We start from the raw sequence: 19,037 nt of genomic DNA on the forward strand, positions 1-19,037 counted from the left end.
AATCAGAAATAGCCTGACCCGTAAGGGTTAATGTAATGGTTGTGGGATCATCTTTTTCAGCTGCGGGTAGAGCGTCTGGCTGGCCAGCAGCAGCGGATTGCCGCGCTGGATCCCCTCCTGCGCCAGAAAATCGTTGCTGGCGCCGCCCGCTTCGCGCATCAGCACCAGCCCCGGCAGGGCGTCCCACGGGTTCATGTGCGGCTCGTAGTAGCCAATCAACCGGCCCGCCGCCGCCCAGGCGCTCATCAACGCCCCGGAGCCGTTGCGGATAAACATGCCGCCGTCGCTGAGCAGCGCCTGCAGAAACGGCAGAAAGTCCGCCGGGGTGACGCGATGCGAGGTGCCGACGCCCATCACGCCCTCTTTGACCGTCGTCGCGGGGTGCGGACGGATCGGAGCGTCGTTGAGCCAGGCGCCATGGCCCCGCAGGGCGTGAAACAGCTCGCGATGGTTGGGGTCGTAGACCACGCCGATGACCGGTTCGCCGTCGGCGACGATCGCCAGCGACAGGCACCAGGTGTGCAGGCCGTTGAGGAAACAGCTGGTGCCATCGATGGGGTCGACCACCCACAGCACTCGCGCGTCGGGCAGGCGAGCGCCGCTCTCTTCGCCGAGAAAACCATCCTCCGGAAACGCGCTCTGAATGCGCTGTTTGACAAAGGCCTCCACCCGCTTATCGGCCACGCTGACCACATCCTGCAGGTCGTCGCCCTTATGGTCGACGGTCAACGCCTCGCGCTGTTGATAGTATTCAAACGCCAGCTCAGCCCCCGCTTTAGCCAGCTCGCAGGCCAGACGGTAGCGGGCCTGTAGCGCTTCTGATTCCTGAGATTGCATAGTGACTCCCTATTTTGCACACGTGTGCATTTTGCGTGAAAAAAACAGCCCCGAAGGGCCGAATGAGTGTGGCCGGGTTTCGCAGAAGATTCTGTGATCGCTCCAGCATAAAATGATTTTTTCATTTAGCACTATGACGAATAATTAGTTTCACCGGCACTTCGCGATGGCGCGAGGGCAGGCTGAAGCGGGCGATCCGCGTCATTAACAAATCCACCGCGTGGTGGGCCAGCAGGGCGGTATTCTGCTGAACGGTGGTGAGCTGATAGGGCTGCCAGTCCGCCTGCGGGATATCGTCAAAGCCGACGATGGCCGGCAGCGGGGCGGCGGCGTCCCGCAGGCCGTCCTGGGCGCCCAGCGCCAGCATATCGGTGGCGCAAAACAGCGCCTGCATCCCGGGGTTTTCAGCAACCAATTCTCTGGCAGCCTGGTAGCCGGCTTGATAGCCGCCGCTGTCGCAGAAGCGGCTGCTCACCGCCATATCCGACGTCCGGGCGATAAAAGCCTCATAGCGCTGGCGGGTGCTGAAGTTCTCGCGATTTTCGCCAATAAAGCCAACCTGCCGCCAGCCTCGGCGGCTGAACAGATCCGCCACCAGCTTCGCTCCCTGGGCGTTATCGCTGCACACCCGGTCGCAGCCGGCGAGGTCCGCATGGCGGTTGATCAGGGTGACGGGGATCTTGCGCGCCAGATACTCCTCCGCCAGCGACAGCGGCGGCGCGCCGGAGGTGATGATCACCCCGGCGACGTGATAGCTCAGCAGTTGTTTAAGCGAGGGGGCGAGCTGCTGCGGATCGTCAGCGTTCATCAGCAGCGGCATAAAGCCATTGAGCGCCAGCTGATGGACCAGCGGCGCCAGCAGTTTGCTGCGAAACGGGTTGTCGAAACCGGCGGTGACGATGCCGATAAAATTACTGCTGCCGGTGATCATCGTCCGGGCGATGATATTCACCTGATAGCCCAGGGCTTCCGCGGCGCTCAGCACCTTCTGCCGGGTCTTCTCCGACACCGAGGCGCCGGGGGTGAAGGTGCGGGAGACCGCCGAGCGCGAGACCCCGGCCAGTCTGGCCACGTCCTCGGCCTTAATCCATTTTTTATCGCTCATCGTCGTTTCGCGCCGTCTGTTTTCCAGGAAGCCGACGCCCGGGCGGGCGTCGGTCACGCACACTGCCTGAAAAGGTATCACAGAAAGGCGTCGTCGCGCAGCGCCTTGCGCCCTATGCCGGGTAACGGATGTGCTCCACCTCACGCTGCAAAATCACCTTGCCGTGGCGAATGGAGGTCAGCACCCGTGCCTGACGACGGACGGCCTCGTAGTCGTTTTCCGCATCGAGGATCAGCAGGTTCGCCGGGCGGCCTTCGGCGAGGCCGTAGTTATCGCCCAGACACAGCGCCCGGGCGCTGTTGTCGGTGACAAAGTCGAGACAGCGCTGCAGATCGTCATAGCCGAGCATATGGCAGATGTGCAGTCCGGCATCCAGAATGCGCAGGATATTGCCGTTCCCCAGCGGGTACCACGGATCCTGAATCGAGTCCTGGGCAAAGCAGACATTGATGCCGGCGCGATCCAGCTCCGCCACCCGGGTGACGCCGCGCCGTTTCGGCCAGCTGTCAAACCGGCCCTGCAGATGAATGCTTTCGGTCGGGCAGGAGATGAAGTTGATGCCTGAGGCTTTCAGCAGGCGAAACAGCTTTGAGCAGTAGGCGTTATCATAAGAGCCCATCGCGCAGGTGTGGCTGGCGGTGACCTGCGCCCCCATGCCGCGCACCCGCGCCTCTTCCGCCAGCACTTCGAGGAAACGCGACTGCGGATCGTCGATTTCATCGCAGTGGACATCCACCAGGCGGCCGTAACGCTGGGCGAGGTCCATCAAAAACATCACCGAGCTGACCCCTTTGTCGCGGGTGTTCTCATAGTGCGGAATGCCGCCCACCACGTCGGCGCCCATCTCGATGGCGCGCGTCATCAGCTCCCGGCCGTTGGGATACGATTCGATTCCCTCCTGCGGAAAGGCGACAATCTGCAGATCGATGAGATCGGCGGCCTCTTGTTTCACCGCCAGCAACGCCTTCAGGGCCGCCAGCGACGGATCGGTGACATCCACATGGGTCCGGACGTGCTGGACGCCGAAGTCGCGCAGCATGCCGATGGTTTTCAGCGCCCGCTGGCGGGTGTCCTCCGGGGTAATGCTCGCTTTGCGCTGGCTCCAGCGGGTGATGCCTTCAAACAGGGTGCCGCTGCGGTTCCACTCCGGCTCGCCCGCGGTGAGGGTGGCGTCAAGATGGATATGCGGCTCGACGAAGGGCGGGATCGCCAGCCGGCCCTGGGCGTCGATATCCCCTGCGTCGGCAGTCTGCATCGCGGCCTGGGCGGTGATGCGGTGAATCATCCCGTCCTGCAGGTCAAGAGTAAACAGCGCCTCCTGGCGGCGCAGGCGAGCGTTAATAATTTTCATGGTGGGTCCTGTAAATGGTTTTGCGATAAACGCCAGATCACCAGCGCGACCGAGGCGTTGAGATGAAACTGAGGGTGGCTGACCGGGTAGCCGGTCAGTTTTTCAATGCGCTGGATGCGCTGATGCAACGTGTTGCGATGGAGACCCAGCCGGTCGGCGGCCCGCACCACGTTGCCGTTCTCCTGCAGCAGCGTCTCGAGGGTCTCCAGCAGCAGCCACGGCGCTTTACGGCCCGGCTCGATCAGGCAGCCGAGGGTGTCGTGCATAAAATCGTTGAGCAGCGCCGGGTCGCTGACCGCGGACAGCAGTTTGATAAACCCCAGCTGCTGATAGTCGCTGATGCGCTGGGTCGGCCGCAGGGTATCGCACAGATCCAGCGCCTGGCGCGCCTGCGACAGCGCCCGCGGGTAGCCCTGCAGCTGCCTGACCGGCGCGGAGAGGCCGCAGAGCAGCGACAAACTCTCCTCTCCGTCCGCCAGCGCCTGCAGCCACTGCTGTAGCCATTTTTTCTGCTGAAAGCCTTCCCCCTCCTCATCCGGCAGCAGGAAAAGGAACATGTTGCTGCGCTCCAGCAGCGGAAAGGAATTGCCCTGCTGGTTGAGCTGCTGCTGCAGCTGCTGACGCACGCTGCGGTGGGCCTGCAGCAGCCAGGCTTCGGCCTGCTCGGGCGGGAACTGGCGAAACAGGCGGGACAACCCCTCCAGACGCAGCGCCGCCAGCCGCAGCGGACGGGTAAAATCGAGCTGCTGGTGCAGGGCGCGCTGATGGAGCATCTGCAGGTCCGGATAGTCGCCGGTGACCAGCTGCATCAGAATGTCGCGCTGCGACTGCAGGACGTTTTCGCTGCGGACCAGCGCGGTGCCGATGCGCTCGGTGACAATCACCATCTTCAGCAGGTAGGGCTGCTCGATCAGCGGCATGCCCAGCTCGTCGGCAAGGGCGATCAGCGTGGCGGGAATGGCGTGGATATAGGCCTCGCCGGTGAGGATCACCATCCCGGCGATGCCGCGCTGTTTGCCCTCCATCAGCAACTGGATCAGGTTGGCTTCATCCCGGGGATGGTTGATGCCGGTGATAAACACCAGCTCGCCGCCCATGATCCACTCGGCGATATGTTCATTTTCCGCCACGTAGTACCAGCGTACGGCCCGCTGCAGCCCTTGCTTTCCCGCCCGCAGACGCAGGGCGGAGAGTCCCTCAAGGGCCAGCAGTTCGCTGACCGTCAGGCTCATGGCTCCTGCTCCGCGACGGCGGCAGGCTGGCGTTTGCTTAGCAGAGTCAGGGCGATATAGACCAGCGCGGAGACGGAGATCCCCACCAGCGGCGCGATCCACGGTGAAAGATAGGCCACCACCGCGCCGGCGGCGTAGGCGCCGAGTCCCAGCCAGTTAAAACGCGGCAGGCGGGCGTTCTGCAGCAGGGGATAGCGCCCGCCGCGGGCGAACCAGTAGTCGGCGAGGATCACCCCGCCGATGGGTGGAATAATACTGCCCAGCAGCACGAGGAAGGGGATCAGCATTTCGTACATCCCGCCAATGGCCAGCACAATGCCCACCCCGGCGGCGGCGAGGGTCAGCGTCCGGCGACGTTCGCTGCGCAGCAGATGGCAGGCGGCGGCGGAGACGTTATAGATGGTGGGGCCCTGGATGGTCAGCAGGTTGAGACAGAGCATGATCACCGCGGCCACCGACAGCCCCTGCAGGATCAGCACTTCAACGATATCGGCCTGTTGATAGACGATAGCGCACCAGGCGCCGGCGACGATCATCAGCCCGTTGCCGATGAGGAAGCTGCCCATGCTGGCGAGAATGGCGGTCCGGCTGGAGTTGGCCAGCCGGGTCCAGTTTGTCGCCTGGGTGGCGCCGCTGGCGAAAGTGCCGAAGACCATGGTGATGGCCGCCGACCAGGTCATGGTGTCGCTCGGCGCAATACGGGTCATCGCCTGCCAGCCGCCGGCGTGGTGCAGCGCCAGATACATGGAGACCATCAGCAGCACAAACATCAATGGCACCGACAGGCGCGACAGCGCGTCCAGCCCCTTGTAGCCCACCAGCGCGGTGACGCAGAACAGAATACCAAACAGCACCATCAACGGCTGGGTCAGCGCCTCGGGCAGAGCGAGGATCTTCACCAACGAGATAGCGACCGTGGCGGTGCCCCAGGCGTACCAGCCCAGCTCGGCAAAGCCAAGAATAAAATCGGCCAGCTTGCTGCCAATCTCCCCGAAGCAGAAGCGGCCCATCAGCACCGTATTCAGGCCGCTGCGCGCGGCGATCCAGCCCAGCGACGCGGCATAGAGGGCCAGCAAGGCGTTGCCGATGACGGCTATCCACAGCAGATTGACGATGGAAAAGGAGACGCCGAGTTTACCGCCGGCGAACATCGTGCCGGTGAAAAAGGTAAAGCTGAACAACACCATGGCGATGGAAAATACGCCTTTGCGTCCGGCGGCGGGCGCTTCGACGAGGGGAAAATCATTGCTGTTTGACATCCTGGAACCTCTGGCTGGTAGATGGGCGGTGATAGCCGGAAGTAGCAAGAGATGTGCCAGGAAAAACCGGGCACGGGGAATAGCGCGCGGTGTGCAACATGCACATTTATTGAAGGATCCCGGACGGGTAATGCCATTCTACTGTGCATCCTGCCAGGTTTTGCACCAGTCCAGGGCAGAGGAGGGCGGTGAGCGCATCCCTGGCGCCGGAGGAGAATTTTAGCCAGGACGATCCGCCTGTTTTTGGCCAGAGAGTAGTGGAGAATAGTGGTGTACTGAAAACGGTTGGTTAAATCACTGTGAATAAAGGTTATTTAATATGCTTTTATGATATAACCATTTGTCTTGTGTGTGTTTCCTGAAATATTGTCCCCTCCGGTTAGCGGTGTTAGTATCGGATAAATAGCCATTTAGACGGCTAAATAAATCATCGCTAACCTAAGGAACTGCTATGTGGCAAGAAAGACTCGCGCAACTGGTCACCACCTGTCATTGGATCGGCGCGAAAGGCTGGGCGCCGGCGACCGGCGGCAATATGTCGGTGCGTCAGGATGATACCTGGTGCTGGCTAAGCGAGTCGGGCCGCGACAAAGGCAGCCTGACAACCGAGGATTTTCTGCAGGTTGAGATCGCCACCAACCAGGCGCCTTCCGGACGGAAGCCGTCGGCCGAGACCGGTCTGCACACCCTGGTGTATCGCCTGTTCCCGGAAGCCAACGTGGTGCTGCATGTGCATACCGTCAACGCCACTGTGCTGTCGCGCATCGAAAAAAGCGACACGCTGGCGCTGCAGGGGTATGAAATGCAGAAAACCCTTAGCGGGCAGCATAGCCATCTCGATACCGTTCCGATCGCCATCTTCGATAATGACCAGGATATTGACGCCCTGGCGGCGCGGATTGCCGATTATGCGCAAACCCGCCCGCTGCGCTACGGCTTTCTGCTGCGCGGCCACGGCCTGACCTGCTGGGGGAAAGATATTCAGGAGGCCCGCCGTCAACTGGAGGGGCTGGAGTTCCTGTTCGAGTGCGAGCTGATGCGCCGCCGCTACGAGCCCTGAGCCGGAGCAGGTATGGATTTTTATCTTGGTATCGATATTGGCACCTCGCGGGTGAAAGCGGTGCTGTTTGATCAGCATTTCACCGCCTGCGCCAGCGCCGCGGAAAATACCTCACCCCGCCTGTCGGCCAATGGCTACGCGGAACAGGATATGACCCAGCTGTGGCATTCGGTGCTGGCTATTCTGCGCCAGATTGCCCGCCATCCGGCGCTACAGGCGGGGCGGCTGCGGGCTATCGGCCTCGCCGGGCAAGGGGAGGGGGTCTGGCTCAGCGATGAGCAGGGCGAACCGGTGGGCCCGGGGATCCTGTGGAGCGATACCCGCAGCCACGAGCTAATGAGCGACCTGCTGCGCCGACCCGGCTTCGACCGCCGCTATTTCGCCGATACCGGCACCCACCTGCAGCCCTGCAATACCAGCCTGCAGCTGTACTGGCTGAAACAGTATCAGCCGGCGCGGCTGGCGGCCGCGCGCTATCTGTTTTTCGCCAAGGACTGGATCCGCTTTCGCCTGACCGGCGTGGCGGCGCTGGAGCTGACGGACGCCAGCAGCTCGTTACTCAATCAGCAGACCGGCAGCTGGTCCTCGGTGGTGATGAACGAGATGGGGCTGAACGAACTGCTGCCGCTGTTTCCCCCGCTGCTGGCCCCGGATGCCCTGGCCGGCACGCTGAGCGACGCGGTGGCGGCGCTGACCGGGCTGCCCGCCGCGACGCCGGTGGCCGCCGGGGCGCTGGATGTCTGTAGCGCCGCGCTGGGCTGCGGCGCGGTCAACGAAGGGGATATCTACACGATCCTCGGCACCACCTGCTGCACCGGGATCGTCTGCCGCGGCCCGCAGACGGTGAACGAGGCGACGCGCTTTGTCACCCATACCGAAGCCGGACAGGTGATCTCCCTGTTTCCGATGCAGGCCGGTACGCCAAACATTGACTGGCTGCAGCAGCATATTTCGCTGGACGCCGATCTGGGGCACCTGGAGCAGGCGATCGCGGCGGTGGAGCCAGGCAGCGGCGGCGTCTTCTGGCAGCCGTACCTCAATGGCGAACGTGCGCCGTTTTACAGCCCGGACGCGCGGGCCGGCTTTTTCGGCATTAGCCCGCACACCACCCGCGCCGAACTGCAGCGCGCGGTGTTTGAAGGCCTGGCCTTCGCCATTGTCGATGCGCTGCAGGGTTATCCGCAGGGCGGCGAGCTGTATCTGACCGGCGGCGGCGCAGCCTCGGCGACCTGGCTGCAGATTATCGCCGACTGTACCGGACGCACGGTGGTCTCCAGCGCCTTTAACGAACTGAGCGCGCGCGGCGCGGCGATCCTGGCGGCCCGTAGCGTCGCGGCGCTGGCCGAGACGCCTCCGCTGGCGCAGACCCGCTATCAGCCGCGCCCTCAGGCGCATGCCCGCTACGCGGCGCTGTATCCCGTTTACCGCCTGCTGCGCGAGCAGATGCTGCCGGTATGGCAGGCCAGACAGGCCGCCCTTCAACCTCTTTCTCAGGACCTACAACCATGAAAATCGTTTTTACCGCCGAGCATGCTGGCGACCTTAGCGCCTTCCACCAGCTGGGCGAGCTGCTGGTGGAGGGGTGGGCGCTGGGCAAACCGAAACTCAGCGCCGGTCAGCTGATTGAGCTGGCCCACGACGCCGAGGTGCTGGTGACCAGCTATGATGAGGTGACGGACGCGGTGATGGCCGCCTGTCCGCGCCTGCAGGTGATCGCCTGCACCCGCGCGAATCCGGTGAATATTGATACCCAGGCCGCCCAGGCGCGCGGCATCCGGGTGCTCTACACCCCGGGGCGCAATGCCGATGCCGCCGCGGAGCTGACGCTTGGCCTGATGCTCAGCCTGGCGCGCCATATTCCGCAATCCCATGCGGCGCTGAAGCGGGGGGAATTCACGCAGGCTGACAATGCCACCGCCGCCACTCAGCAGGGTCTGCGGCGGGATGTGGTCTGGGACGTGAGCCCGGAAAGCCCCTATGAAGTGTTTAAAGGCAGTGAACTGCGCAATAAAACGCTGGGGCTGGTGGGGTATGGCAACATTGGCCGCCGGGTGGCGCGTATCGCCCGGGCGTTCGGCATGGCGGTGTTGGTGGTGGATCCGTTCGTCGCCGCAGAGGATATCAATGAGCCAGGGCTACAGAAAACGACCCTGGAGGCGCTGTTCCGCGAGGCGGATATCGTCAGCCTGCACCTGAGCAGCGGGCCGCACAGCGACGGGCTGGTGAATGCCGCGCTGTTAAACAGCATGAAGCCCGGCGCGCTGCTGATCAATACCTCTCGCGCGGCGGTGGTCGACGAGGCAGCGCTGATTGATGCCCTGCGCCACGGCCCGCTGGGCGGCGCGGCGCTGGATGTCTATCACCGCGAACCGCTGTGGCGCGATCATCCTTTTGTCATCGAGTTCGATAACGTGATTATCACGCCGCATATCGCCGGAGCCACCCGGGAGAGTATCGCCAAACACACGGCGATGATTGCCGCCGATCTTCAGCGCTATGTCGCCGGGGAGCCGCTGCTGTACCAGTGGCGTTAAGCCGCTTGCGCCGCCGCATTCTGCAGCGGCGCGGGTCCATCGTCAGGGGCGATGGGCCGCCATAAAAGCCTGGGTCTGTTCCCAGTCCACTACCCCGGCATCCGATCCCATCCCGGTCGCCACCAGCGCGGCCACCGCCGAGGCGACGTCACACGCTGCTTTCACGCTGAGTCCGCGCGCCAGCGCGGCAATAAACCCGCCGCAGTAGCTGTCGCCGCAGCCGGTGGTATCCACCGCCTCGACCGGCCACGGCGCAATATGCTGCGGCCCGCCATCGCGGCCGATAAGCCAGGAGCCGTTCTCGCCGTCTTTCAGAATGCAGGTGCCCACGCCGAGCGCCAGGAAGAAGCGGCCGATGGCCTCCGGCTGCGTCTCTCCGGAGAGAACGGCGGCTTCCTCCAGCGAAGGCATGAAATAATCCACCGACGGCAACAGGGGCCGCAGTAGTTCGAGGGTCTCTTCATTCGGGGCGATAAGGTCAAAGCTGGTGGTGACTCCGCGCGCTTTGGCCGCCTGCAACAGCCGCGCGCTCTGTCCCTGGTCCATTGCCGCCAGCAGCCCGGTCCCGCCGTGATGCAGGAAACGACAGTCAAGGACGGCGTCAAATTCCGCTTCACTGACAAACAGGGCGTCAGACGCGCCCCGGCAGTGCAGGGCCGGACGTTCGCCGTTGGGGCGAATCGGCAGGATCGTCGCCGAGGTCTCCTTCAGCGCGGTGCGCTGGATAAGCGAGCAGTCGATGCCCAGCCGGGCATAGCTGGCGAGGATAAAGTCGGCCTTTTCATCTTCGCCCAGGCAGGCCACCGCTGCGGTGCGGATCCCGAGCTTCGCGGCGTTGATATTAGCCCCGGCGGCGGTGCCGGCGGGGTTGAGACGAATTTGCTCAATAAAGGCGACGCCGCCGCGCGGCGGGATCGCCACCACCGGGCGCCCGGCGATATCCAGAATAGTCAGGCCGACAAATACGGCGTCAAAGGTTGCCATCGTTCTCCCGTTTAGCGATGCGTTTGGCGCAGGCGCGCCTGCCAGAAGGATAGGGCGAGGGCCACCACCAGAATCACGCCGACCAGCGCGTCCTTCACCAGATAATTGAGCCCCATCAGGTTCAGGCCGTTATCAATAATGGCAAGGAACAGCACGCCGCCGAGGGTGCCGAGGATGCTGACCCGGCCCAGACGGGTAAAGGCAGTGCCGATAAATACTGCCGCAATGGCGTCCATCAGGTAAGACTGCCCGGCCAGCGGGGTAAACTGCCGCAGGTTGGCGGAGAGGATCACCCCGCCGACGGCGCAGAGCGCCGAGGCGGTCACCAGCACGCCGAGCATGGTCAGGCGATCGCGGATCCCGGCGATACGCGCCGCTTCGCTGTTCTGGCCGATGGCGCGGACATATTTGCCCCACAGGGTGCGCTCGGTAACCAGCCAGGCCGCCAGCCACAGCGCCAGCACGATCGCTACCGGCGTGGGGATCCCACCAAGGTTGCCCACCGCCAGGTCGTGATACTCCGGGGCCATCCGCCGATAGGCTATCGCGCCGCCGCCGTCGGTATAGATGCGCTCGGCGCTGCTGGCGATAAACCAGGTGCCGAGCGTGGCGAGGAAGGGGCGGATCCGGCAGATGAGGATCAGAAAGGCATTGAGCAGGCCAATCAGCACGCCGCCGAGCAGAGCGCAGCCCACCGCGGCCTGCCACGGCAGATGCCAGGTTTTCAGGGCGACGAGGGCGAAGGCGGCGCCGAAATCGAGCGCGACGCCCACCGACAGATCAATCGCCCCGGCGCTGACGATCAGGGTCATCGCCATCGCCACAATCAGCAGGATCGCGCTGCCCTGCAGCAGGTTGGCCCAGTTATCCACGGTTAAAAATACCGGATTCGCCCAGCCAAACAGGGCGATGGCCAGCAGGGTGATGACGCCAAATCCGGCCCGCGACAGCCAGGCCAGCGGGCTGCTGGCCGTCTGTTCCGCCGACGCAGAGGTTTTCAGGGTGATTTGACTCATGCCTCGCCTCCTTTGTGTCTGACCGCCGAGGCCGCCAGCACCACCAGGATCAGGCCGCCTTTAATGGCGCCCATCCAGAAGATATTGACCCCCAGCAGGCCGAGCCCGTTAGAGAGGGCGTTGACCAGGATTGCCCCCAGCAGCGCGCCCCAGATGGTGACCACCCGACGGCGCGAGAAGGCGGCGCCGATAAAGGTCGCCAGCACGGTCTCCAGCAGCAGCGGCGTGGCCGTCCCGCTGGAGCTGCCGGAGCCCTGGCTGAGCAGCGGCAGAATAGCCAGCCCGGCGGCAATGCCCGCTAACAGCCAGACCAGCAGGGTCAAGCGGCGCACGTTCAGGCCGCTCATCTGCGCCATATCGCGGTTGCCGCCCACCGCCTGCACATGCTGGCCGAAGCGGGAGTGGTGGAGCAGGAACTGGAACAGGATAAACACCCCCAGCAGGTAGACCAGCGGCCAGGGCAGGCCCAGCACGCTGTTGTCGCGAAAGGCGACCATCAGCGGATCGCTGACCGCGATGCGCCGCTGGCCGGTCAACAGATCTGTCAGACCGGTAAACGCCACCGAGGTCGAGAGGGTGGCCAGCAGCGGCGGCAGGCCGGCCGCCAGCACCAGCAAGCCGTTGATCGCCCCGCACAGCAGGCAAACCGCCGCCAGCAGCGCCAGCAGCAGGAGATATGGCGTGTGCCATTCGGCCAGCCCGAGGCTGAGCAGCGCGACGCCGAGCACCGCCGTCGCCGGCAGGGAGAGGTCGATGCCGCCGGAGACCACATCATCCCCGCCCACGGCGATAACGCAGACCAGGCCGAAACAGAGGATTGCCAGCGGAACGCTCTGGACCAGCATCAGGCTGATATTTTGCCAGCTGAGAAAGTAGGGCGACTGTACACTCAGCCATACCAGCAGCGCCAGAAACAGGATCAGGGGAAATTTTTCAATCAGCGTCGCCAGGCCCGGACGGCCGCGACGCTGGATAGCAGTACTCATGGTGAAGGCTCCTGTCCGCCGTTGATCGCCACCAGCAGAGCGTCCAGCGTTAGCCCGCGGGTGGGCAGATTGGCCGCCAGCGCGCCGCGCCAGAGGACCAGGATCCGGTCGCATAGTCCGAGCAGTTCGGGGGCGTCGCTGGAGGAGACCAGCACCGCCCGTCCTTGATCGGCCAGCTGGCGCGTACGTTGATAAATATCCCGGCGGGCGCCGATATCGACCCCCAGGGTGGGTTCATCGAGAATAAACAGCCGGGCATCGGTCCCCAGCCAGCGGGCGAGGATCGCTTTTTGCTGATTACCGCCGCTCATGTAGCGTACCGGCAGCCCCGGGCGTCCCGGGCGGATCGCCAGCTGTTCTATCCAGTCGCGCGCTTTCTGCTCGGCGATACCCCGCCGCTCCCAGCCAAAGGTGGCGGTCTCCGGCAGCGAGGCGAGATTAATATTGTCGGCGGTGGTGAAGGGCAGGATCAGCCCCTGATGGCGGCGGTCGCGCGGCACCAGCGCCATGCCGGCGCGGATCGCCTGCTTTGGCGTACGAATGCGCCGCGGCCGGCCCTCGAGGTGGATGGTGCCGCGTTCCGCCGGGCGTAAGCCGTAGAGTAGGTCGACCAGCACATCGCGTCCGGCGCCCAGCAGGCCGGCGACGCCGACGATTTCGCCCGGCTGAATATCAAAAGAGAGATCCTGCAGCTGCCGCCCGTCGCTCAGCTGGCGCACCGAGAGCAGCGGGGTCGCCCCGGTGTCTGCCGCCGGGCGCTGGCGCGGAGTATACAGCTGGTCGATTTCCCGGCCGACCATCATGGCGATCAGCGCCTCGGTATTTTGCAGCAGGTCGCGGTCCGGGTAGCCGATCACTTCCCCGTTGCGCAGTACGGTGCCGCGGTCGCAGAGGGTGGCTATCTCATTGAGGTAGTGGGAAATATACAGAATGGCAATGCCCTGGTCGCGCAGGCGCAGGATAGCGGAGGAGACCAGACTGGCCTCCTGCGCCTCCAGGGGGGCGGTGGGTTCGTCGAACACCACCAGCCGCGCTGCGCCGTCGATCAGCGCGCGGGCAATCTGCACCAGCTTGCGCTCGGCCAGGCTCAGGTCGCGCACCAGCCGTTCGGGGTCGATCGCCAGCTGCCAGTTTTGCTGGAAAAATTGCGCCGTGGCGGCCTTCATCCGTCGGCGATCCAGCGCCCCCCAGCGGGTGCGATACTCCTGGCCCAGAAACACCGATTCCGCGACGGTAAAGTGCGGGATCAGGTTCAACTCCTGGTGGATAACGCGGATGCCGGCGGCTTCGATGGCTGCCGGATTGCCGAGGGGCAGCGGGTGACCGTCGAGGGTGGCGCTGCCGCTGTCGGCCTGATAGACACCGGCGAGGATCTTGATCAGCGTCGATTTACCGGCGCCGTTCTCGCCAATCAGGCCATGAATCTCCCCCGGATTGAGGCGCAGGGTAACCGCATTAAGCGCGGTGACGCTGGCAAAACGTTTACCGATCTGCTCCATGACCAGACCAGCGGCGGGGCGTTCCCCGCCAGGATGTTGATTAATCACTGCAGCTCGCCGTATCCCAACTGTTTATACACCGCTTTCGCTTCCTGCGGACCTTTCACCGGAACCACCGGAATAAAGGTTTGCACCGGTAGTTTCTGGCCGGCAAAGTAGCGGGCCACGTTGTCAGCCGAGGTCTGGCCGATCAGATGCGGCTGCTGCGCGACGTTAGCCACGAACGGGCTGCCGGGCTCCGCCATGATCTCCAGGGTCTCCGGACCGGCGTCGATGGCCGTCACTTTCACGTCTTTATCGCGACCGGTCTCTTCCAGCGCCTGGACGATGCCGATGGCCGGTTGATCCCAGCAGGCGACATGGATGGCGTCCAGTTTACCTTTCGGATACTGGCTGAGTAATTCGAGGGTTTTCTTGCGCGCGTCTTCCGGCGAGTTGGCGAACTGTTCCGCGAGCTCGGGCTGGATAATATGAATATCCGGATAATCCTTAAGGACATATTTCCACTGATCGTAGCGAATTCCGCAAATACGCAGCGCGCTGGAGAAGGCGTTAAATACGGCGACGTTGCCTTTGCCGCCTAATTCATCCGCCATGTAGCGGCCGATGGTTGAGCCTAAGGTGTAGTTATCGGAAGTAGTATTGTTGACCGAATATTGAGAAACATGATCTACGGTAAATACCGGGATACCGGCATCACGCAATGCTTTAAATTTTGGTTCGACGGCGCTATCGCCGAGAATACTAATTACCGCGTCCACCTTGCGTGACAGTAAAATATCGTGGTTATTGGCATGCACCTGATTATCGCGGCCGCCATCGACGCCAATGACTTTGCCCCCCAGCTTCTCCACCTCCTCTGTCGCGCCTTTAAAGGCCTCGCGATCCCAGAAATGCTGAGTGCCGACCACGGCAACGCCAATGGTTTTTCCCTGTAAGGAGAGGGCGTCTGCGGCAGCGACGCTCAGCGAGGCAAGGGAAAGCAGTCCCAGCGCGGCAGGCAATAATTTTCTTTTCTGCGACATTGTTATTATGATCCTGTGATGAAGGTGGTTGCGGACCGGTAGCATGACAAGAAGCACCTCGCCACCTCAAATACAAAATAAGTCTAAGTTATGCCAGGAATGTTATATCGCAGAAACGTCAGAGAAAAAGTTTATTTTGTCATGAGGAACCTGAAAATATTTCATGATGGCGGATAGACCTTTTTATTTTGTGGTTTTATTTTTGACTTATTCCGTGTTTATTTAGCGGATAAAGACAATTTTCTTAATATTGTGAGTGCATGGGAAATACGGCGTCTACAGAGAAAAAAAGAAGATTGCGCGGGCTAAAGCTTTTTTTAGCAGAGCAATGTCTGGCCGGGTAAGGATTATTACCCTATTTCCCCGCTTTATTGTAATGAACCTTAAGCTGAGAAGAACGCGGGCGCTATGAAGAAACAGCATAATTATACGGTGATGCACTGGGGAACCTGGCAGGTGGAGAGCAGTGAGGGCGAGATCGTGGCGGTTAAGCCGGTGCCCTGGGATAAAAATCCCTCACGCATCGGCCAGTCGCTTCCCGACGCGGTGACCAGCCAAACGCGCATTCGCCGTCCGGCGGTGCGCGCCGGCTATCTCCAGCACGGGCCGGCGTCACGAGAAGGGCGAGGTAAAGAGCCCTTTGTCGAAGTCAGCTGGGAGGTGGCCCTGGACCTGCTGGCGCGCGAGCTGCGCTCGGTCAAGGCGCGCTGCGGCAATGAGGCGATCTACGGCGGCTCCTACGGCTGGGCCAGCGCTGGACGCTTTCACCATGCGCAGAGCCAGCTGCACCGCTTTCTCAAGGGCTTTGGCGGGTACACCGCCAGCACCAATACCTATAGCAGCGCCGCGGGCGAGCGTATTCTGCCGCATATTCTCGGGCCGCTGAGCCCGCTGCACCGGCAGCATACCCATTTTTCCGAGCTGGCCCGGGAGTGTCAGCTGTTTGTCGCCATTGGTGGTCTGCCGCTGCGCAATGCCCAGGTCAACGGCGGTGGCGCCAATGACCATATGCTCCAGTACTGGCTGGATAAGATGCAGGCCAACGGCACCCGGTTTATCAATATCAGTCCGGTGCGCAATGACCTCAGCGCGGTGCCCGAAGCCGAGTGGCTGGCCATTCGGCCGGGCACCGATACCGCACTGCTGCTGGCCCTGAGCTATGTGCTGATCGCTGAGTCTCTCTACGACCAGGCGTTTGTTGCCAGCCATACCGTCGGGTTTGCCCCCTATCGCGCTTATCTGTTGGGCGAGCACGATGGCGTAGCGAAAACCCCGGCGTGGGCGGCGGCGATTACCGGCCTGGACGCCCAGCGCATCGCCGACCTGGCGCGGGAGATGGCCCGCCACCGGACGATGGTGAATATCTCCTGGTCTATCCAGCGCGCCCGTCAAGGGGAGCAGGCCTACTGGGCGACGGTGGCCCTGACCGCGCTGCTGGGACAGCTCGGCACCCCGGGCGGCGGCCTCGGGTTTGGCTACGCCTGCACCAACCTGGCGGGCGCGGTGCGAAAAGCGTTTTCCGGCCCACGCTTACCCGCCGGGGAGAATGCGGTGGACAGCGTTATCCCGGTGGCGCGGCTGTCCGATATGCTGCTGCACCCGGGAGAAACCTATGAGTTCGACGGTCAGCAGCGGCGCTATCCCGATATCCGTTTAGTCTACTGGGCGGGAGGCAATGCGTTTCATCATCATCAGGACATCAACCGACTGTGCGAGGCCTGGCGCCGCCCGGAGACGGTGGTGGTGCATGAGCAGTACTGGACCGCGCAGGCCAAATTCTCCGATATCGTTCTGCCGGCCACCACCTCGCTGGAGCGAGAGGATATCGGCAGCGGCGGTCACGACGGGTTTATGATCGCCATGAGCGCGCAGATCCCGCCGGTGGGCGAAGCGCGTGACGATTACGCCATTTTCTGCGATCTGGCCGGGCGGCTGGGCTTCGGGGAAGCGTTCAGCGAAGGGCGTGACGCCGGGCAGTGGCTACGTCATCACTATGAGGAGTCAAGACCGCGGGCGCAGGAGGAGGGTATTGCGCTGCCCTCGTTCGATGACTTCTGGCAGCAAGGGGTGCTGGAATACAGCGCGCCGGAGCGGCCGCAAATTTTTCTCGCCGATTTTCGCGCCGATCCGCAGCGCTATCCGCTCTCCACCCCCTCCGGCAAAATTGAACTCTTTTCCGCCACCGTCGCCGGGTTTGGCTATCGCGAATGCCCTGGCCATCCGTGGTGGGATGAACAGGAGGCCGCCCGCCAGCGGCAGGAGGCGGCGCGCTGGCCGCTTCATCTGCTCTCCAGCCAGCCGCGCGCCCGCCTGCACAGTCAGTACGACCACGGCAGCGTCAGCCGGGCGACGAAAGTTCAGGGACGCGAGCCGCTGTGGATGCATCCGAGCGATGCGCAGGCAAGGGATATCCGCGAAGGCAGCGTGGTGAAAGTCTATAACGACCGCGGGGCAATTCTGGCGGGGGTGCACCTGAGCGAGCAGATTTTGCCCGGCGTGGTACAGATGTCCACCGGCGCCTGGTATGACCCGCTGGATCCGAAGGAAGAACGGTCGCTCGATAAGCACGGTAATCCCAACGTATTAACCGAGGATCGCGGCAGTTCGCGCCTGGGGCAGGGCTGTAGCGCCCAGAGCTGTTGGGTGGAGATCGCCCCGTGGCGAGAGGAGCTGCCGCCGATCACTGCCTTTGATCCGCCGAAATTTATTGAAGTTTAGGCGTTGGCGCTCGCCGGCGGCGGGGCGGGTAGCCCGGAGAAGGCGCGGTATGCGCCGCCTCCGGCAAAGCCCGCGCCTGGCGGTTTTAGACTGACGACAGTTTGACGTTACGCCAGCCGCGGGTAGGCGCTGGCGATATCGTCACCGGTAAACTGAGCGATCCAGCCTTCCGGGTTATCAAAAATGCGAATGGCGGTGAAGTTCGGTTCTGATCCCATATCAAACCAGTGCGGAGTGTGGGCAGGAACCGAAATCAGATCGTTCTTTTCGCACAGCACCTGGAACACCTCGTCGCCAATGTGCAGGCAAAACAGGCCAGCGCCCTCGACAAAAAACCGGACCTCGTCTTCGCCATGGGTGTGCTCGTTCAGGAACTTTTCCCGCAGCGCCTCTTTTTGCGGGTTATCGGCGCGCAGGCTGATGACGTCCCAGCTCTGGTAGCCCTTTTCGGCGACCAGTTTATCAATCGCATGCTGATAGGCGGCAATCACCGTTTCTGGGCTGGGATTTGCGCCGAGGTCGCGGTCGGCCTGCCAGCGCTCGAAGCGGACGCCTTTGGCGTTAAGTTGATCCTGAATCGCTTTGGCGTCGGTGCTGTGCCAGACCGGCGTTTGCGGATCGGTCACGGAAAAAAGAGTTAATGCGCTCATGCTGGGATCTGCTCCGGATGAATGTCGTCAAAACGCTGAACCTGAGGATGGTGGCTCGCCGGGTCGCGGTCGCCGCGTACCAGCTGCACAGTGCGCAAACCCGCGGCCTCGGCGGCATCAAGTTCCTGATGGATATCCGACAGGAACAGGATGGTGCCAGGGGCATGGCCCAGGTGTTCAGCAATGTTACGGTAGGACTGCACCTCACGTTTGGCGCCTACCAGGGTATCGAAATAGCCCGTGAACAGATGAGTAATATCACCTTCATCGCTGTAGCCAAATAACAATTTCTGCGCAGCCACCGAGCCTGAGGAATATACATACAGATCAATACCCTGCGCTTTCCATTGCTCCAGCGCCGGCAGTACGTCCGGGTAGAGATGGCCGGTAAAGTCGCCGTTGAGATAGCCGTCACGCCAGATGATCCCCTGCAGCGCCTTCAGCGCCGTGGATTTACGGTCTTCATCCATAAAGGCGAAGAGGGTAGTGATAAGGTCGGCGGTGCTGGCGGCGGGGGCGTCTGTTTCGCGGCGCAGGTTGTCGAGAATGGTTTTGACCGGTTCAGCGTGCTGCTGAGCGGTCACAAAGCCGGCCAGTCGTTCGCGGGCGTAGGGGAACAGCACGTTATGCACAAAGCGGATATCGCTGGTGGTGCCTTCTATGTCGGTCACGATGGCGCGGATCATGGTTTCTCCAGAGTGGGCGTAGCGTGGAATAACATTAGCATTTAGACGTCTAAGCGTCTTGATTGCCAAATATTAACATCGTGTTATAGTGGCTT

The 19,037-nt window shown here is 62.6% G+C and carries 16 protein-coding genes; 4 read left to right on the plus strand and 12 right to left on the minus strand.

Annotated elements, in window-relative coordinates:
- Positions 1-27 precede the first annotated feature (27 nt).
- From BHE81_RS19130 to codB, 5 genes are all read right to left on the minus strand, one after another.
- Positions 28-837 (minus strand): inositol monophosphatase family protein, encoded by an 810-nt coding sequence (locus tag BHE81_RS19130; protein ID WP_004178995.1) that lies wholly within the window; start codon positions 835-837, stop codon positions 28-30.
- 121 nt (positions 838-958) lie between these two features.
- On the minus strand, positions 959-1,909 hold the full coding sequence (locus tag BHE81_RS19135) for a LacI family DNA-binding transcriptional regulator (protein ID WP_072159393.1): 951 nt from the start codon (positions 1,907-1,909) through the stop codon (positions 959-961).
- 145 nt (positions 1,910-2,054) lie between these two features.
- A complete protein-coding gene (gene codA / locus BHE81_RS19140) occupies positions 2,055-3,293 on the minus strand; it encodes a cytosine deaminase (protein WP_023316570.1) in 1,239 nt (412 codons plus the stop codon).
- Positions 3,290-4,525 carry a PucR family transcriptional regulator gene (locus BHE81_RS19145; RefSeq protein WP_002894159.1) on the minus strand — a complete coding sequence of 412 codons (1,236 nt, stop codon included), beginning with the start codon at positions 4,523-4,525 and terminating at the stop codon, positions 3,290-3,292. Before BHE81_RS19145 ends, codA begins: the two co-directional genes overlap by 4 nt.
- Complete coding sequence (gene codB, locus BHE81_RS19150) at positions 4,522-5,784, minus strand: cytosine permease (RefSeq protein ID WP_002894162.1); 1,263 nt, start codon at positions 5,782-5,784, stop codon at positions 4,522-4,524. Before codB ends, BHE81_RS19145 begins: the two co-directional genes overlap by 4 nt.
- Before the next feature lie 451 nt (positions 5,785-6,235).
- On the opposite strand from codB, the gene BHE81_RS19155 reads away from it, so the two are divergent.
- The 3 genes from BHE81_RS19155 to BHE81_RS19165 are packed head-to-tail and all read left to right on the plus strand — an operon-like array spanning position 6,236 to position 9,378.
- Complete coding sequence (locus BHE81_RS19155; protein WP_002894164.1) at positions 6,236-6,844, plus strand: methylthioribulose 1-phosphate dehydratase; 609 nt, start codon at positions 6,236-6,238, stop codon at positions 6,842-6,844.
- Between the two features lie 12 nt (positions 6,845-6,856).
- Positions 6,857-8,353 carry an FGGY-family carbohydrate kinase gene (locus BHE81_RS19160; protein WP_023282286.1) on the plus strand — a complete coding sequence of 499 codons (1,497 nt, stop codon included), beginning with the start codon at positions 6,857-6,859 and terminating at the stop codon, positions 8,351-8,353.
- Positions 8,350-9,378 (plus strand): 2-hydroxyacid dehydrogenase, encoded by a 1,029-nt coding sequence (locus BHE81_RS19165; protein WP_023302172.1) that lies wholly within the window; start codon positions 8,350-8,352, stop codon positions 9,376-9,378. Before BHE81_RS19160 ends, BHE81_RS19165 begins: the two co-directional genes overlap by 4 nt.
- A 42-nt stretch (positions 9,379-9,420) precedes the next feature.
- Here BHE81_RS19165 and BHE81_RS19170 read toward each other — a convergent pair whose 3' ends face one another.
- From BHE81_RS19170 to BHE81_RS19190, 5 genes are read right to left on the minus strand one after another with little or no spacing between them, the layout of a single operon-like run.
- Positions 9,421-10,362, minus strand: a complete 942-nt coding sequence (locus tag BHE81_RS19170) for a carbohydrate kinase family protein (protein WP_023302171.1) — start codon at positions 10,360-10,362, stop codon at positions 9,421-9,423.
- An 11-nt stretch (positions 10,363-10,373) separates the two neighbouring features.
- Complete coding sequence (locus BHE81_RS19175; RefSeq protein ID WP_004147554.1) at positions 10,374-11,378, minus strand: ABC transporter permease; 1,005 nt, start codon at positions 11,376-11,378, stop codon at positions 10,374-10,376.
- Positions 11,375-12,364 carry an ABC transporter permease gene (locus BHE81_RS19180; RefSeq protein ID WP_004147555.1) on the minus strand — a complete coding sequence of 330 codons (990 nt, stop codon included), beginning with the start codon at positions 12,362-12,364 and terminating at the stop codon, positions 11,375-11,377. The genes BHE81_RS19175 and BHE81_RS19180 overlap by 4 nt, the downstream gene beginning before the upstream one ends.
- On the minus strand, positions 12,361-13,863 hold the full coding sequence (locus BHE81_RS19185; protein ID WP_072198166.1) for a sugar ABC transporter ATP-binding protein: 1,503 nt from the start codon (positions 13,861-13,863) through the stop codon (positions 12,361-12,363). Before BHE81_RS19185 ends, BHE81_RS19180 begins: the two co-directional genes overlap by 4 nt.
- Before the next feature lie 44 nt (positions 13,864-13,907).
- The gene (locus BHE81_RS19190; protein ID WP_002894353.1) at positions 13,908-14,888 is read right to left on the minus strand and encodes a sugar ABC transporter substrate-binding protein; all 981 of its coding nucleotides are present in this window, start codon (positions 14,886-14,888) and stop codon (positions 13,908-13,910) included.
- A 408-nt stretch (positions 14,889-15,296) separates the two neighbouring features.
- Here BHE81_RS19190 and BHE81_RS19195 point away from each other — a divergent pair, with 408 nt between their 5' ends.
- Positions 15,297-17,606, plus strand: coding sequence for a molybdopterin-dependent oxidoreductase (locus BHE81_RS19195; protein WP_149888819.1), 2,310 nt, complete (start codon positions 15,297-15,299; stop codon positions 17,604-17,606).
- A gap of 107 nt (positions 17,607-17,713) precedes the next feature.
- Here the strand turns inward: BHE81_RS19195 and BHE81_RS19200 are convergent, their stop codons facing one another.
- Entirely contained in the window at positions 17,714-18,256 is a 543-nt protein-coding gene (locus BHE81_RS19200) for a 1,2-dihydroxy-3-keto-5-methylthiopentene dioxygenase (RefSeq protein ID WP_002894357.1), read from the minus strand.
- Positions 18,253-18,942 carry an acireductone synthase gene (gene mtnC, locus BHE81_RS19205; protein ID WP_004179015.1) on the minus strand — a complete coding sequence of 230 codons (690 nt, stop codon included), beginning with the start codon at positions 18,940-18,942 and terminating at the stop codon, positions 18,253-18,255. The genes BHE81_RS19200 and mtnC overlap by 4 nt, the downstream gene beginning before the upstream one ends.
- Between the last annotated feature and the right edge of the window lie 95 nt (positions 18,943-19,037).

Source organism: Klebsiella sp. AqSCr (assembly GCF_008452795.1).
Lineage (GTDB): Bacteria > Pseudomonadota > Gammaproteobacteria > Enterobacterales > Enterobacteriaceae > Klebsiella > Klebsiella pneumoniae.

What these genes read in the sequence shown, in the direction of transcription:
- BHE81_RS19130 (WP_004178995.1), bottom strand. Translation starts at nt 837, where the DNA reads ATGCAATCTCAGGAATCAGAAGCGCTACAGGCCCGCTACCGTCTGGCC.
- codA (WP_023316570.1), bottom strand. Translation starts at nt 3,293, where the DNA reads ATGAAAATTATTAACGCTCGCCTGCGCCGCCAGGAGGCGCTGTTTACT.
- BHE81_RS19145 (WP_002894159.1), bottom strand. Translation starts at nt 4,525, where the DNA reads ATGAGCCTGACGGTCAGCGAACTGCTGGCCCTTGAGGGACTCTCCGCC.
- codB (WP_002894162.1), bottom strand. Translation starts at nt 5,784, where the DNA reads ATGTCAAACAGCAATGATTTTCCCCTCGTCGAAGCGCCCGCCGCCGGA.
- BHE81_RS19155 (WP_002894164.1), top strand. Translation starts at nt 6,236, where the DNA reads ATGTGGCAAGAAAGACTCGCGCAACTGGTCACCACCTGTCATTGGATC.
- BHE81_RS19160 (WP_023282286.1), top strand. Translation starts at nt 6,857, where the DNA reads ATGGATTTTTATCTTGGTATCGATATTGGCACCTCGCGGGTGAAAGCG.
- BHE81_RS19165 (WP_023302172.1), top strand. Translation starts at nt 8,350, where the DNA reads ATGAAAATCGTTTTTACCGCCGAGCATGCTGGCGACCTTAGCGCCTTC.
- BHE81_RS19170 (WP_023302171.1), bottom strand. Translation starts at nt 10,362, where the DNA reads ATGGCAACCTTTGACGCCGTATTTGTCGGCCTGACTATTCTGGATATC.
- BHE81_RS19175 (WP_004147554.1), bottom strand. Translation starts at nt 11,378, where the DNA reads ATGAGTCAAATCACCCTGAAAACCTCTGCGTCGGCGGAACAGACGGCC.
- BHE81_RS19180 (WP_004147555.1), bottom strand. Translation starts at nt 12,364, where the DNA reads ATGAGTACTGCTATCCAGCGTCGCGGCCGTCCGGGCCTGGCGACGCTG.
- BHE81_RS19185 (WP_072198166.1), bottom strand. Translation starts at nt 13,863, where the DNA reads ATGGAGCAGATCGGTAAACGTTTTGCCAGCGTCACCGCGCTTAATGCG.
- BHE81_RS19190 (WP_002894353.1), bottom strand. Translation starts at nt 14,888, where the DNA reads ATGTCGCAGAAAAGAAAATTATTGCCTGCCGCGCTGGGACTGCTTTCC.
- BHE81_RS19195 (WP_149888819.1), top strand. Translation starts at nt 15,297, where the DNA reads ATGAAGAAACAGCATAATTATACGGTGATGCACTGGGGAACCTGGCAG.
- BHE81_RS19200 (WP_002894357.1), bottom strand. Translation starts at nt 18,256, where the DNA reads ATGAGCGCATTAACTCTTTTTTCCGTGACCGATCCGCAAACGCCGGTC.
- mtnC (WP_004179015.1), bottom strand. Translation starts at nt 18,942, where the DNA reads ATGATCCGCGCCATCGTGACCGACATAGAAGGCACCACCAGCGATATC.